Origin of the sequence: Duganella sp. CT11-25 (assembly GCF_047302815.1) — a bacterium.
Classification (GTDB): Bacteria; Pseudomonadota; Gammaproteobacteria; order Burkholderiales; family Burkholderiaceae_D; genus Rugamonas.
This window is the reverse complement of sequence record NZ_JBKBFD010000001.1, coordinates 2134249-2147547: the sequence shown is the minus strand read 5'-3', so window position 1 is coordinate 2147547 and position 13299 is coordinate 2134249. Positions and strand designations below refer to the sequence as shown.

Genomic DNA, 13299 nt, shown 5'->3' with positions numbered 1-13299 from the left:
CGCATAGTCGGTGCGTTCAGGCACATACCGGTGCCAACTGCTGTGCCAGTATGAAAACTTTCGCACTCCGCCTCTCACACTATGATTTCCACGGACGCGCAGGCCCTGCTGCACACTTTGCAGAAGGACTCCTTCGATTATTTCGTCAACGAGGTCAACCCTGCCAACGGCCTTGTCAAGGATAAGACCGCCGACGATTGGCCGGCCAGCATCGCCGCGGTCGGCATGGCGCTGACGGCTTATGCCATCGGCGTGGAGCGCGACTGCATGGCGCGCGCAGACGCGGTGGCGCGCACGCTGGTCACGCTGCGCTTCTTCGCCGGCAGCGAGCAAAGCGACTCGTCGACCGCCACCGGCTACAAGGGTTTCTACTACCACTTCCTCGACATGGACAGCGGCGCGCGCGTGTGGAACTGCGAGCTGTCCAGTATCGATACCGCCCTGCTGATCGCCGGCATGTTGACGGCCGCCGGCTACTTCACCGCCGACACGCCGGAAGAGCGCGAGATCCGCGCGCTGGCCGATATGCTGTACCGCCGCGTGGACTGGCAATGGATGCGCGGCCGCAAGCGCTTGATCTGCCACGGCTGGAAGCCGGAGAAGGGCTTCCTGCGCTGGTACTGGGAAGGGTATGACGAGGCGCTGATCCTGTACATCCTCGCGCTCGGCTCGCCGACCTTTCCGGTCGAGCGCGACAGCTACGACGCCTGGGCCAGCACCTATGAATGGAAATCCATCTACGGCATCGACTACCTGTACGCGGGGCCGCTGTTCATCCACCAGATGTCGCACATCTGGCTCGACCTGCGCGGCATCCGCGACGACTTCATGCGCGCGCATGACCTTGATTATTTCGAGAACAGCCGCCGCGCCGCGTACGTGCAGCAGCGCTACGCGATCGAGAATCCGCTCGGCTTCCCCGACTACGGCGCGCTATGCTGGGGCATCACCGCCAGCGATGGCCCGGGTCCGGCGACGCGCAAGATCGACGGCGTGCAGCGCAGGTTCTACGACTATGTGGGGCGGGGCGCGCCTTACGGGCCGGACGACGGCACGCTGGCGCCGTGGGCGGTGGCCGCCTCGCTGCCGTTCGCACCGGAGATCGTGCTGCCCAGCATCGAGCACTACCAAGGGCTGCACTTGTGCGAAGAGAATCCATACGGCTTCAAGGCCTCGTTCTCGACCATCTTCCATCGTTGCAAAGGTGGCGGCCGGCGCTGGGTATCTCCTTATCACTTCGGCATCAACGAAGGGCCGACGGTCATCATGGTGGAAAACCACCTGCACGATTTCCCCTGGAGCCTGATGCGCCAGAACACCTACCTACAGGATGGCCTGCGCCGCGCCGGATTCATGGGCGGCTGGCTGGATCGGCCCGCCAATTCTTGACCTATATCTAAATCACGGCTGGCCTGCCGGAGTTTGACGCGGCGCCCTACCTGACTAGCTTATGGGTTTGGCTCAGATTTGATAGTCATCTTGGCTGACATATCAGGGATGCGTAAACGTTCACCAGAAAAACCGGCACGATGGCTTCCATAAATAGCTTTGCCAATGGCCTCGTAATATTTGGAATTGTTTGATTCGATAGAAATGGTCACATCTGGATTGTCGCTGCGAATTTTTTCAAGCGCTTGCGCGACTTCAGCTGTCGAGCCCAGTTTTATGCCGTTCAAGTCCACATGAACCTCATCTAAAATCCTCAGAACAAGTATTTCGCTCATAAAAATTAGCCCAAAGTTTCGAATGTCAGGCGCTGTAGTGCCTGGCGCAATGAACGGCAGCTCGTGACCGGTTGCTGCAGGGTGAAGCTAATCAGCTTTGGCCGCCTCATGGGCATCAATCCAAGCCTCAATGCCATCAACGGTAGCGTGGCCATCTTCGCCGCCAAGTTGATTTGCTTGAACAGTCGCCAATAGTCGACCATCTGCGTCGAGCAGCGCAAATGCAGGAAACGCCTGCACGTCGAGCTGGTCAAATAGCAGTGCACGCGCATTGGCAGCTATCGGCCAGTTTAGCCCATACTTTTTTACGTAAGCCGCTGCCGTGGCGGCAGAATCGGAAGTGATTGCCAAGACATTGATATCGTCGCGACGATTTTTTATTTGATTAAGCTTGGGAACCTCTTTGATACATGGTGCGCAATAAATCGTGTAGAAGTTGATGAGCAGGCGCTTGCCCAAAAGCTGCTTTTTCTGCAGCTGATTGCCTGTGGGATCAACCAAATTATCGAGCGGGAAGGTTGCCCCAACCGGCACACCGAACTCTGGCAACAGTTGGTAATTCACGCCTTCTGCGGAGGCAGAGGTTGGCGCTCCGGTCAAATAGACTGCGGCGGCGAATATCACCCAAAGCCTTCTAATTCCAACACCTTTACAGTCGATTTTGAAGCAAGCCACACGTTTCCTTCTGGTGTACAGATTGCGCAATAGCATAGCAGGCAATGGGGGAGCAAAAATACGCAATTTGTCACGTCAAGCATTTCCCTGGCTGGCCATCGCCCAAGGGAATCGGCTGCCCTTGTTTTTCCACTTGATAGTACAGGGACAAGATCTTCCATTCCGCACCGGCTTTATAGAGTTGGATGCTATTGCTGCCAACAAGCGTCGGATGGATCGCGGCTTTGTCCCTGCGGGATTCGACAACGCTGTAGACCACGGCAAAGCGATCGTAGACCTTCACTTCACGCGCCACCTCGCATTCATAAAAACCCTTGTCTGAAGCCGGCTCCTGGCTACTCAGGAAATCCGCAATGGCCGTGCGCCGGATGCTGGCAACCTCGTCCTTGTAGCGAACGCCAAAGACGACTGCATCGGGATGAAAGAGTCGCTTCAGCGCCGCTACGTTGGCGCTGGCGCCAGGGTCATTTGAGAGCGCGCGCCAAAGTTCGGAGACCGTTTCGTCAGGCGTGTTTTGCGCGGCTGATGCCAAGACAGGTAGTAGCAGGAGAGCGGCCAGGAGGCGATGCATGTTGTCGTCCTTTGTTTATTTGGAGTTCGTCTTCGCCTTGATTTTCTCGGTCGCCAGCCGGAGTGCTTCGTTCAACGCGTTCGCCGGCGCCACCATGCGGTCCGGCTGCACGCCGGTGCCTTCCCAGTTGCTGCGGGAGATATTGTTGACGGCGCGCGTGACGGCGATCGACGCCAGCAGGTGGCGCGAGATCGGCGAGGAGGCGCGGATCTGCGCATCACCCAGCGTCGGCGCGCCAACCACGACGGCGCGCTTGTATTGCTGCAGATCGTAGGCGAATCCCTCCGCCGCCGCGCTGGTGCGCTCGTTGACCAGCACGTACAGCGGCTTCTTGCCGCCGAAGCGCTGGCCGGGCACTTCGGGGCGGGTCCAGTACTCGGCGACGGCCCGGCCGCTGCGGTCGACCTGGTCGTGCAGGCGGAGCTGCTTGTCGGCGAAGAAGTAGCTGCGCGTATCGGTCAGCACATAGCTGGCCAGCATCGCGGCCATGTCCTGGCTGTCGCCGCCGGTGCCGCGCAGGTCGATGATGAGCGCGGCGTTGTCGGCCGCTTGCGACATGAAGCGGCCCGCTGCCTCATACGCCGGGCGGTCGAAGTAGGCAAAGCGGCTGATCTGCACGTAACCGATATTGTCCGGCATCGATTCATACTTGCGCATGCCGAAGTTGTCCGAAGGCTGAGGCGCCGGAGGCGGACGCTGCCGGCTGTCGGTCTGGTCGTAGGGAATGTATTCCAGGTAGGTCTGGCGATCGCGGACGATCGCCGCCACATCCTGGGAAATGCGGGCGGCGAAAGTCCGGGCGCTGGTCAGGTGGTCGTACTCGCCGAGGGCAAGCCGCTTGCGCAGCTCGTCGGCCGCCTGCTTGCCTTTGCCCGGATTGACATGCTGCTCCGTCAACTGGTGCGCATAGTCGTTGATGATGCGGGCGCGGTAGGGCGCATCCAGCGTCTCGTCCAGCGCCGGAGCCGGGGCTGGCGCCTGTGCGCGGGCGTTCGTCATCGTCAACAGCAAAGCAGCGGCAATCCACCGGAAACGGCCCAAGATACACCCCATTCATCTTAGTTTATTCGAAATTTATCTTAACACTTTCCCGTCAGAAAATACCGCTGCCAGCCCCGCCGCGCTACAATCTCGCCTTTCCCCGAAAGCTTTTTCTCCCATGACGATCCCGACCTCTATCCTGGATGCGCTCGCTCGCGCCGATATTTCCTGGCGCCCGCTGCTGATCAAGGGCCTGGAAGCCATGATGAAGGCGTATCCGGACTACCTGCCGCAACTGGCGCAGGACCAATACCTGCCGACCGGGCAGCGCCTGTTCGCCGCCTTCGCGCTGCCGCTGGACGAGGTGCGTTATGTATTAGTCGGCGAAGGGCCGTACCCGCGCGAAGCCAGCGCGACCGGCGTCTGCTTCATGGACGGCGCCGTCGGCAGCCTGTGGTCGAACGAGGAGGGCGGCGGCCTGTCCAAACCGGTCAACAAGGCCACCTCGCTGCGCAACTTCATGAAGATGCTGCTGGTAGCCGATGGCCAACTGGCGCTGGAAAACACCGCCGGCGAGGCGATGGCGGCCGTCTCGGCCCGCGCCCGCAGCGGCGCCGGCAGCCACATCCAGACGCTGGCCGACATGCACCGGAAACTGACGGAACAGGGCTTTTTGCTGCTGAACGCCTCGCTGGTGTTCCGCAGCCACGTCGCCCCGGCCAAGGATGCCAAAGCCTGGCTGCCGTTCTTCGAGACCGTGATGGCCGGCCTGGCAGCGCAAGCGCCAAGCACGCCGACGATGATTCTGTGGGGCAAGATCGCTGAATTGCTGAGTAAGTTGCCTGTAATGAAAGATTTCCCGCAGATCGCTGCGGAGCACCCGTACAACCTGAGTTTCATTGGCAACGAGGACATGCACCGCCTGTTCCGGCCGATGCAACTTTTGAACGGCAAGTAATCCCGGGCCGGCGCAAGGGGCTCCCGGCAAACTTTGTTAAAGTTTGGTATACTTGACTAAATCGATCAACTAATCAGCCTTTGTGATTAGCTGTAAAGGTCGATATTTTAACCCAGTTGAACCGAGGTAGTGATGCGTCTGACCACCAAAGGCCGTTTTGCTGTGACTGCGATGATCGATCTGGCTTTGCGCCAAGGCAAAGGCCCGGTCACGCTCTCCGGCATCAGCCAGCGTCAGGCGATTTCGCTGTCCTACCTGGAGCAGTTGTTCGGCAAGCTGCGCCGCCATGAGATCGTCGAGTCGATCCGTGGCCCGGGCGGCGGCTACAGTCTGGCGCGCCGCGCCGACAAGGTCACCGTGGCCGACATCATCATCGCCGTCGATGAGCCGCTCGATGCGACCCAGTGCGGCGGCAAGGAAAATTGTCACGGCGCCGACGCCGCCAGCGGCGCGCGCTGCATGACCCACGAGCTGTGGGCCACGCTGAACGAAAAGATGGTTGATTACCTGGATTCGGTGTCGCTGCAGGACCTGGTCGATCAACAGAAGCAAAAGAATGCTGAACAAAACGTGGTCGTGATGCACCGTAACCACGCCGCGCTTGGTTAAGAGATAACTGTAAACGGAGTTACCAGATGAACGCACCAGAAAAAAACATCGCGCCTGTCAAGTTCCAGACCGCCCCGCATTTCCCGATCTATATGGACTACTCGGCCACCACGCCGATCGATCCGCGCGTCGCCGACATGATGATTCCTTACCTGCGCGAGCAGTTCGGCAATCCGGCATCGCGCAGCCATATGTACGGCTGGACCGCGGAAAAGGCCGTCGAGGAGGCGCGCGGCCATGTGGCGGCACTGGTCAACGCCGACCCGCGCGAAATCATCTGGACCTCCGGCGCCACCGAGTCGAACAACCTGGCCATCAAGGGCGCGGCGCAGTTCTACAAGACCAAGGGCAAGCACATCATCACCGTCAAGACCGAGCACAAGGCGGTGCTGGACACGGTGCGCGAACTGGAACGCGTCGGCTTCGAGGCGACCTACCTGGAACCGCAGGACAACGGCCTGATCACCATCGAGCAGCTGACCGCCGCGATCCGTCCCGACACCATCCTGGTCTCCGTCATGCTGGTCAATAACGAGATCGGCGTGATTCAGCCGATCGACGAAATCGGCGCACTGTGCCGCTCGAAGGGCATCATCTTCCACTGCGACGCCGCGCAAGCGACCGGCAAGGTGGTGATCGACCTGCAAAAGACCAAGGTCGACCTGATGACCTTTACCGCGCACAAGACCTATGGTCCTAAAGGCATCGGCGCGCTGTACGTCTGCCGCAAGCCGCGCGTGCGCATCGAAGCGCAAATGCACGGCGGCGGCCACGAGCGCGGCCTGCGCTCCGGCACCCTGCCTACCCACCAGATCGTCGGCATGGGCGAAGCCTTCCGCCTGGCGAAAGTGGAAATGGACAGCGAGATCACCCGCATCAAGGGCCTGCGCGACCGCCTGGCCAAGGGCCTGCAAGAGATCGAGGAGACCTACATCAACGGCGACATGGAACACCGCGTGCCGCACAACCTGAACGTCAGCTTCAACTACGTCGAGGGCGAATCGCTGATCATGGCCGTGAAAGACCTGGCCGTGTCGTCCGGTTCCGCTTGTACTTCGGCCTCGCTGGAACCATCTTATGTGTTGCGCGCCCTGGGCCGCAGCGACGAGCTGGCGCACAGCTCGATCCGTTTCACCATCGGCCGTTTCACGACCGAAGAGGACATCGACTTCGCCATCGACCTGATGAAGTCCAAGGTGCATAAACTGCGTGAACTGTCGCCGCTGTGGGACATGTTCAAAGAAGGTATCGACATCAGCTCGATCCAATGGGCAGCCCACTAATTTTTAAGATACAGGAGCATCAAAATGGCTTACTCGGAAAAAGTACTCGACCACTACGAAAATCCACGCAACGTCGGCGCCTTTGAAAAAGGCGATGAGTCCGTTGGTACCGGCATGGTTGGCGCGCCTGCTTGCGGCGACGTCATGAAACTGCAAATCAAGGTCGGCGCCGATGGCCTGATCGAAGATGCGAAGTTCAAGACCTACGGTTGCGGTTCGGCCATCGCTTCGAGCTCGCTGGTGACCGAATGGGTCAAGGGCAAGACGCTGGATCAGGCGCTGGCGATCAAGAACACCCAGATCGCTGAAGAACTGGCGCTGCCGCCGGTGAAGATCCACTGCTCGATCCTGGCGGAAGACGCCATCAAGGCAGCGGTGCTGGACTACCAGAACAAGCATCCAGTCGCAGCGTAAACAACACGCCGTCCCCGCGTAACCGGGGGCGGCGCGGGAGAATCAAATGGCAATCACCCTGACCGAAAAAGCAGCTAAACACATCAACCGCTACATCGAGCGCCGCGGCAAGGGCGTCGGTCTGCGTTTTGGCGTGCGCACCACCGGCTGCTCGGGCCTGGCCTACAAGCTGGAATACGTGGACGAGATGGACGCCGAGGACAGCGTCTTCGAATCGCACGGCGTGAAGGTCTTCGTCGATCCGAAAAGCCTGCCGTACATCGACGGCACCGAGCTCGATTTCGCGCGCGAGGGCTTGAACGAAGGCTTCAAGTTCAATAACCCGAACGAGAAAGACGCTTGCGGTTGCGGCGAAAGCTTCCGCATCTGATAAGCCGCCATGCAAAATCACTTTGAGCTGTTCAATTTGCCGCAGCAGTTTGCCGTGGACGCGGGAGCGCTGGATAGCGCCTACCGCGACGTGCAAAGCCGCGTGCATCCCGACAAATTCGTGAATGCCACCGACGCCGAAAAGCGCGTCGCCATGCAGTGGGCCACCCGCGCCAACGAAGCCTATCAGACCCTGAAAAATCCGCAGAAGCGCGCGCAGTACCTGTGCGAGCTGAATGGCGTCGATTTGCAGACCGAGTCGAATACGTCGATGCCGATGGCCTTCCTGATGCAGCAGATGGAGTGGCGCGAAGAGCTGGGCGACGCCCGCGCCGGCAAGGACAGCGACGCGCTGGAAGCGCTGGACAAGCAGCTGCGCGGCGCGCGCAAGGAACAGCTGGCGCAGATCGAACAGCAGATCAATGCTGACGATTTCCACGCCGCCGCGCAAGGCGTGCGCGCGCTGATGTTCCTCGAAAAATTCGGCGAAGAAGTCCGCTTCGCATTTGAAGCAATCGAAGCCTGATCGCACGCGCCGGCCGCGCGTGCTTGGGCAATACAAAAAATACAGGTCTCATCCATGGCACTTCTGCAAATCTCCGAACCAGGCATGTCCACCGCGCCGCACCAGCATCGGCTGGCGGTAGGTATCGACCTGGGCACCACCAATTCGCTGGTCGCCACCGTGCGCAACAGCATTCCAGAAGTGCTGAACGATGAAGACGGCCGCCCGCTGCTGCCGTCCGTGGTGCGCTACCTGCCGAACGGCCATGCCAATATCGGCTACAAGGCGCAGGCCGCGCAGACCACCGACCCGAAGAACACCATCGTCTCCGTCAAGCGCTTCATGGGTCGCGGCCTGGCCGATATCGCCTACGCGGAAAACCTGCCTTACGATTTCCAGGACACCCCTGGCATGGTGCAGCTGAAAACCATCGCCGGCGTCAAGAGCCCGGTGGAAGTGTCGGCGCAGATCCTGGCCACGCTGCGCCAGCGCGCGGAAGATTCGCTGGGCGACGACCTGGTCGGCGCGGTGATCACCGTGCCCGCCTACTTCGACGACGCCCAGCGCCAGGCCACCAAGGATGCGGCCCAGCTGGCGGGCATCAACGTGCTGCGCCTGCTGAGCGAGCCTACCGCCGCCGCCATCGCTTACGGCCTGGATAACGGTTCGGAAGGCTTGTTCGCGGTCTATGACCTGGGCGGCGGCACCTTCGATATCTCCATCCTCAAGCTGAGCAAGGGCGTGTTCGAAGTACTGTCCACCGGCGGCGACTCCGCGCTGGGCGGCGACGATTTCGATCACCGCCTGTTCTGCTACATCCACCAGCAGGAAAAACTGGCGCCGCTGTCGGACGAAGACACCGCCGTGCTGATGGTCAAGGCGCGCGAGGCAAAGGAGCTGCTGTCCACCAAGGCTGAAGTGACCGTGGACGCGATGTTGGGCTCAGGCGAGGAAGTGCACCTGAAGATCACCGCGGAGATCTTCCAGGAGATCACCAGGCACCTGATCGACAAGACCATGAAGGCCATCAAGAAGGCGCTGCGCGACGCGAGTGTCGATGCGGACGACATCGATGGCGTGGTCATGGTCGGCGGCGCGACCCGCATGCCGCACGTGCAGCGCGCGGTCAGCGAGTACTTCCACACGATCCCGCACGCGAACATCGATCCGGACAAAGTGGTGGCGCTGGGCGCCGCCGTGCAGGCCAACCTGCTGGCCGGTAACCGCGCGGCGGGCGACGACTGGCTGCTGCTGGACGTGATCCCGCTGTCGCTGGGCATCGAGACCATGGGCGGCCTGGTCGAGAAGATCATTCCGCGCAACTCGACCATTCCTTGCGCCCGCGCGCAGGAGTTCACCACCTTCAAGGATGGCCAGACCGCGCTGGCGGTGCACGTGCTGCAGGGCGAGCGCGAGCTGGTGTCCGATTGCCGTTCGCTGGCGCGCTTCGAACTGCGCGGCATCCCGCCGATGGCTGCGGGCGCGGCACGCATCCGCATCACCTACCAGGTCGATGCCGATGGCTTGCTGTCCGTCTCGGCGCGCGAGCTGCGCTCCGGCGTGGAGGCGTCGATCAGCGTCAAGCCGGCCTATGGCCTGGGCGACGACGATGTCGCGCGCATGCTGCAGGACTCGTACAAGTCGGCCGACGTCGACATGATCGCCCGCGCGCTGCGCGAAGAGCAGGTCGAGGCTGAACGCATCCTGCTGGCCACGCAGTCGGCGCTGGATGAAGACGCCGCGCTGCTGTCGAACGACGAGCGCGTGGAAGTCGATGCGCTGATGAACAAGGTGCGCGACGTGGTCGCGCAATCGCAGTCCGGCGTAGTCGATCACTCGGCGGTGAAATCCGCCGTGGAAGCGCTGGCGCACGGCACCGAGGAATTCGCATCGCGCCGCATGGATCGCAGCGTGCGCAGCGCACTGGCCGGCAAGACGCTGGACCAGGTGGTTTGATGCGTCGCTCCCGCGAACGCGGGAGCCCATGCTGAAGTAACTGAATCGCATCCCTATGGATCCCCGCTTTCGCGAGGATGACGGCGGGGCCCATTAAATGTAGAGGTATCAAGTGCCACAAATCGTATTCCTGCCCCACGCAAAACTGTGCCCGGACGGCGCCGTCGTCGAAGCCGAAGTCGGCAAGACCCTGTGCGACGTCATGCTCGAAAATGACATCCACATCGAGCACGCTTGCGAAAAGTCCTGCGCCTGCACCACCTGCCACGTGCTGGTGCGCGAAGGCTTCAACTCGCTGAGCGAAGCCAGCGAAACCGAAGAAGACCTGCTGGACAAGGCCTGGGGCCTGGAAGCCGTGTCGCGCCTGTCGTGCCAGGCGGTGATCGCGGACGAAGACCTGGTCGTCGAGATCCCTAAATACACCATCAACCACGCAAGCGAAGGCGGACACTGATATGAAGTGGACGGACATCACCGCGATTGCGGAAGCGCTTTACGATAAGTACCCGGACATCGATCCGCTGACTATCCGCTTCACCGATCTGCACAACTGGATCGTCGATCTCGAAGAATTCGACGACGACCACACGCGCGGCGGTGAAAAGGTCCTCGAAGCGGTACAGCAGGCCTGGATCGATGAAGCCCAATAAGCCAGCAGCGAAAGCTGCCAGGATCGGCGCTACCGTCACCGGTGCGGACAACATGCCGGAAATCCGTGAAGGCCAGACTGTGGCGCTTCTGCAGGAGCTGCACATCCTGACCCGCGACGGCAAGATGAACCAGGACAGCCGCCGCAAGCTGAAGCAGGTCTACCACCTGTACCAGTTCATCGAGCCGCTGCTGAAGGAAGTGCTGGCCGCGAAGGACAGCGTATCGCTGGTCGACCACGGCGCCGGCAAGTCCTACCTCGGCTTCATCATCTACGACCTGTTCTTCAAGGCGCTGGCGGACAACTCGCACATCTACGGCATCGAGACGCGCGAAGAGCTGGTCGCGCGCTCGCAGGAACTGGCGCAGAAGTTCAAGTTCCCCGGCATGTCCTTCCTGCCGCTGTCGGTGGCCGAGTCCACCGAATCGAAGCTGCTGCCGGAACAGATCGACATCGTCACCGCGCTCCACGCCTGCAACACGGCGACCGACGATGCCATCCAGTTCGCGCTGAAGAAGAAGGCCAAGCACATGGTGCTGGTGCCTTGCTGCCAGGCCGAAGTGGCCTCCGTGCTGAAGAAGAACAAGGGCCAGTCGCTGGGCAAGTCCGCGTTGACCGAGATCTGGCGCCATCCGATCCACACGCGTGAATTCGGCAGCCAGATCACCAACGTGCTGCGTTGCCTGCAGCTGGAGGCGCACGGCTACGACGTCACGGTGACGGAGCTGGTGGGCTGGGAGCATTCGATGAAAAATGAACTCATCATCGCGACCTACAAGAACCTGCCGCGCAAGCGTCCGGCCGAGCGCCTGAAAGAGGTGCTGGAAACCGTGGGCCTGGAAGAAATGAACAACCGCTTCTTTACCGAAGAGACCATGTAATGAACCAGGAAAACTGGCTGGATCTGCGCAGCGACACCGTCACCCGGCCAAGCGCCGCCATGCGCGCCGCGATGAACGCGGCGGAAGTCGGCGACGACGTCTATGGCGACGACCCGACCGTCAACCGCCTGCAGGAATACGCGGCCGACTTGTTCGGCTACGAAGACGCCTTGTTCGCGCCGTCCGGCACGCAGAGCAATCTGCTGGCGCTGCTGGCCCATTGCGGCCGCGGCGACGAATACCTGGTCGGCCAGGAAGCGCACACCTATCGCTACGAAGGCGGTGGCGCGGCGGTGCTGGGCAGTATCCAGCCGCAGCCGATCATCAACCAGCCCGACGGCGGCATCGCGCTGGCCGATATCGCGTCCTACATCAAGCCGGATGATTTCCATTTCGCGCGCACCAAGCTGCTGGCGCTGGAAAACACCATCGGCGGCCGCGTGCTGCCGCTCGACTACCTGAAGCAGGCGACCGCGCTGGCGCACGAGCGCGGCCTGGCCACGCACCTGGACGGCGCGCGCGTCTGCAATGCCGCCGTCAAGCTGGGCGTGAGCCCGCGCGCGGCGGTGGCGGGGTTCGATTCGGTTTCCGTCTGCCTGTCCAAGGGCCTGGGCGCGCCGGTCGGCTCCGTCCTGTGCGGCAGCAAGCCATTGATCGCCGAGGCCAAGCGCTGGCGCAAGATGCTGGGCGGCGGCATGCGCCAGGCCGGCATGATCGCCGCCGGCGGCCTGTACGCGCTGGAGCACAACATCGCGCGCCTGGCGCAAGATCACGACAACGCGGCCTACTTCGCCGGCGAACTGGCCAAGCTCAAAGGCCTCACCGTCAGCACGCCGCAGACCAACATCTTCTATGTCGATATTCCGGCCGACGCCTGCCGTGGCCTGAACGACGTGCTGCAGTTGACGCGCATCCGCGTCTCGATGTCGCCGCGCTTGCGCATCGTTACGCACATGGACGCCTCGCGCGAGGATATCGACCGCGCCATCACCGTATTTGGGGACTTCTTCGGATGACCGACAGCACTAACGACAGCAGCAATGACAATACCGTCCGCCTGGCCAAGCGCCTTGCGGATGAACGCCCATGCTCGCGCCGCGAAGCCGAGCTCTATATCGAGGGCGGTTTCGTCAGCGTCGACGGCGTATTGGTCGAAGAGGCGGGCGCGCGCGTCACCATGGAGCAGGAAATCACGGTCGCCGACGACGCCACGCTGCTGGAAATCGTGCCGGTCACGATCCTGCTGAACAAGCCGGCCGGCGCGGCGCAACCGCTGCATCTGCTGAACGCCGGGAGCCTGACGCGCACCGCACAGGGCCAACGCTTTCTCAAGCGCCACGTCACGGGACAGGAACAGTATCTGCCGCTGGACGCCAAGACCAGCGGCCTGACCGTGTTCACGCAGGACTTCCGCGTCAAGCGCAAGCTGGCCGACGAAGCGGCCAAGATGGAGCAGGAAATTATCGTCGAGGTGTCTGGCACGATTAACGAGAACGGCCTGCAGCAGCTGAACACGATCAACGGCAAAGTCAGCTGGCAGAACGAAACGCGGCTGCGCTTCGCCATCAAGAATCCCAAGCCGGGCCTGATCGAAAAACTGTGCAAGGAAGTCGGCCTGACCGTGGTGGCCATGAAGCGCATCCGCATCGGGCGCATCGCGATGGCGAGCCTGCCGGTAGGCGAGTGGCGCTACTTGCAGGATCACGAACGCTTCTAAACGGCGG

At 61.6% G+C, this 13299-nt stretch carries 17 protein-coding genes; 13 read left to right on the top strand and 4 right to left on the bottom strand.

Translation table 11 applies throughout. The features are described from left to right. The first annotated feature begins 81 nt into the window (after positions 1–81). Positions 82–1389 (top strand): glucoamylase family protein, encoded by a 1308-nt coding sequence (locus tag ACEN9F_RS09000; protein WP_413419690.1) that lies wholly within the window; start codon positions 82–84, stop codon positions 1387–1389. 59 nt (positions 1390–1448) lie between these two features. On the opposite strand, the gene ACEN9F_RS08995 is transcribed toward ACEN9F_RS09000, so the two are convergent. The 4 genes from ACEN9F_RS08995 to ACEN9F_RS08980 form a co-directional block, all read right to left on the bottom strand. Beyond that, positions 1449–1724 carry a hypothetical protein gene (locus tag ACEN9F_RS08995; RefSeq protein ID WP_413419689.1) on the bottom strand — a complete coding sequence of 92 codons (276 nt, stop codon included), beginning with the start codon at positions 1722–1724 and terminating at the stop codon, positions 1449–1451. Between the two features lie 87 nt (positions 1725–1811). Then, positions 1812–2288 carry a TlpA family protein disulfide reductase gene (locus ACEN9F_RS08990; RefSeq protein ID WP_413419688.1) on the bottom strand — a complete coding sequence of 159 codons (477 nt, stop codon included), beginning with the start codon at positions 2286–2288 and terminating at the stop codon, positions 1812–1814. Between the two features lie 181 nt (positions 2289–2469). After that, positions 2470–2970 (bottom strand): nuclear transport factor 2 family protein, encoded by a 501-nt coding sequence (locus tag ACEN9F_RS08985; RefSeq protein ID WP_413419687.1) that lies wholly within the window; start codon positions 2968–2970, stop codon positions 2470–2472. Between the two features lie 15 nt (positions 2971–2985). Beyond that, the gene (locus tag ACEN9F_RS08980) at positions 2986–3969 is read right to left on the bottom strand and encodes a S41 family peptidase (RefSeq protein ID WP_413419686.1); all 984 of its coding nucleotides are present in this window, start codon (positions 3967–3969) and stop codon (positions 2986–2988) included. A gap of 160 nt (positions 3970–4129) precedes the next feature. Between ACEN9F_RS08980 and ACEN9F_RS08975 the strand changes: the two genes are divergently transcribed. The 12 genes from ACEN9F_RS08975 to ACEN9F_RS08920 all read left to right on the top strand — a co-directional run bounded on the left by ACEN9F_RS08975 (position 4130) and on the right by ACEN9F_RS08920 (position 13292). After that, positions 4130–4909, top strand: a complete 780-nt coding sequence (locus ACEN9F_RS08975) for a uracil-DNA glycosylase (RefSeq protein WP_413419685.1) — start codon at positions 4130–4132, stop codon at positions 4907–4909. Between the two features lie 132 nt (positions 4910–5041). Continuing rightward, positions 5042–5518, top strand: coding sequence for a Fe-S cluster assembly transcriptional regulator IscR (gene iscR, locus ACEN9F_RS08970; RefSeq protein WP_008450513.1), 477 nt, complete (start codon positions 5042–5044; stop codon positions 5516–5518). A 26-nt stretch (positions 5519–5544) separates the two neighbouring features. Further along, a complete protein-coding gene (locus tag ACEN9F_RS08965; RefSeq protein ID WP_166104180.1) occupies positions 5545–6801 on the top strand; it encodes an IscS subfamily cysteine desulfurase in 1257 nt (418 codons plus the stop codon). A gap of 24 nt (positions 6802–6825) precedes the next feature. Continuing rightward, complete coding sequence (gene iscU / locus ACEN9F_RS08960; protein ID WP_413419684.1) at positions 6826–7215, top strand: Fe-S cluster assembly scaffold IscU; 390 nt, start codon at positions 6826–6828, stop codon at positions 7213–7215. Between the two features lie 46 nt (positions 7216–7261). Continuing rightward, positions 7262–7585: an iron-sulfur cluster assembly protein IscA gene (iscA, locus tag ACEN9F_RS08955; RefSeq protein WP_166104185.1), complete on the top strand. Its 324-nt coding sequence runs from the start codon at positions 7262–7264 to the stop codon at positions 7583–7585. 9 nt (positions 7586–7594) lie between these two features. Then, positions 7595–8110: a Fe-S protein assembly co-chaperone HscB gene (hscB, locus tag ACEN9F_RS08950; protein WP_413419683.1), complete on the top strand. Its 516-nt coding sequence runs from the start codon at positions 7595–7597 to the stop codon at positions 8108–8110. A 54-nt stretch (positions 8111–8164) separates the two neighbouring features. Further along, a complete protein-coding gene (gene hscA, locus ACEN9F_RS08945) occupies positions 8165–10045 on the top strand; it encodes a Fe-S protein assembly chaperone HscA (RefSeq protein ID WP_413419682.1) in 1881 nt (626 codons plus the stop codon). A gap of 112 nt (positions 10046–10157) precedes the next feature. Beyond that, positions 10158–10499 carry an ISC system 2Fe-2S type ferredoxin gene (gene fdx, locus ACEN9F_RS08940; RefSeq protein ID WP_413419681.1) on the top strand — a complete coding sequence of 114 codons (342 nt, stop codon included), beginning with the start codon at positions 10158–10160 and terminating at the stop codon, positions 10497–10499. A 1-nt stretch (position 10500) separates the two neighbouring features. After that, positions 10501–10695, top strand: coding sequence for a Fe-S cluster assembly protein IscX (iscX, locus tag ACEN9F_RS08935; protein WP_413419680.1), 195 nt, complete (start codon positions 10501–10503; stop codon positions 10693–10695). Then, a complete protein-coding gene (locus ACEN9F_RS08930; RefSeq protein ID WP_413419679.1) occupies positions 10682–11575 on the top strand; it encodes a class I SAM-dependent methyltransferase in 894 nt (297 codons plus the stop codon). The genes iscX and ACEN9F_RS08930 overlap by 14 nt, the downstream gene beginning before the upstream one ends. Beyond that, positions 11575–12591: a low-specificity L-threonine aldolase gene (gene ltaE, locus ACEN9F_RS08925; protein WP_413419678.1), complete on the top strand. Its 1017-nt coding sequence runs from the start codon at positions 11575–11577 to the stop codon at positions 12589–12591. The genes ACEN9F_RS08930 and ltaE overlap by 1 nt, the downstream gene beginning before the upstream one ends. Further along, a complete protein-coding gene (locus tag ACEN9F_RS08920; RefSeq protein ID WP_413419677.1) occupies positions 12588–13292 on the top strand; it encodes an RNA pseudouridine synthase in 705 nt (234 codons plus the stop codon). The genes ltaE and ACEN9F_RS08920 overlap by 4 nt, the downstream gene beginning before the upstream one ends. Positions 13293–13299: the final 7 nt, after the last annotated feature.

Excerpts from the sequence above, each read along its gene's own strand:
- ACEN9F_RS09000 (WP_413419690.1), top strand. The coding sequence starts at position 82 with ATGATTTCCACGGACGCGCAGGCCCTGCTGCACACTTTGCAGAAGGAC.
- ACEN9F_RS08995 (WP_413419689.1), bottom strand. The coding sequence starts at position 1,724 with ATGAGCGAAATACTTGTTCTGAGGATTTTAGATGAGGTTCATGTGGAC.
- ACEN9F_RS08985 (WP_413419687.1), bottom strand. The coding sequence starts at position 2,970 with ATGCATCGCCTCCTGGCCGCTCTCCTGCTACTACCTGTCTTGGCATCA.
- ACEN9F_RS08980 (WP_413419686.1), bottom strand. The coding sequence starts at position 3,969 with ATGACGAACGCCCGCGCACAGGCGCCAGCCCCGGCTCCGGCGCTGGAC.
- ACEN9F_RS08975 (WP_413419685.1), top strand. The coding sequence starts at position 4,130 with ATGACGATCCCGACCTCTATCCTGGATGCGCTCGCTCGCGCCGATATT.
- iscR (WP_008450513.1), top strand. The coding sequence starts at position 5,042 with ATGCGTCTGACCACCAAAGGCCGTTTTGCTGTGACTGCGATGATCGAT.
- ACEN9F_RS08965 (WP_166104180.1), top strand. The coding sequence starts at position 5,545 with ATGAACGCACCAGAAAAAAACATCGCGCCTGTCAAGTTCCAGACCGCC.
- iscU (WP_413419684.1), top strand. The coding sequence starts at position 6,826 with ATGGCTTACTCGGAAAAAGTACTCGACCACTACGAAAATCCACGCAAC.
- iscA (WP_166104185.1), top strand. The coding sequence starts at position 7,262 with ATGGCAATCACCCTGACCGAAAAAGCAGCTAAACACATCAACCGCTAC.
- hscB (WP_413419683.1), top strand. The coding sequence starts at position 7,595 with ATGCAAAATCACTTTGAGCTGTTCAATTTGCCGCAGCAGTTTGCCGTG.
- hscA (WP_413419682.1), top strand. The coding sequence starts at position 8,165 with ATGGCACTTCTGCAAATCTCCGAACCAGGCATGTCCACCGCGCCGCAC.
- iscX (WP_413419680.1), top strand. The coding sequence starts at position 10,501 with ATGAAGTGGACGGACATCACCGCGATTGCGGAAGCGCTTTACGATAAG.
- ACEN9F_RS08930 (WP_413419679.1), top strand. The coding sequence starts at position 10,682 with ATGAAGCCCAATAAGCCAGCAGCGAAAGCTGCCAGGATCGGCGCTACC.
- ltaE (WP_413419678.1), top strand. The coding sequence starts at position 11,575 with ATGAACCAGGAAAACTGGCTGGATCTGCGCAGCGACACCGTCACCCGG.
- ACEN9F_RS08920 (WP_413419677.1), top strand. The coding sequence starts at position 12,588 with ATGACCGACAGCACTAACGACAGCAGCAATGACAATACCGTCCGCCTG.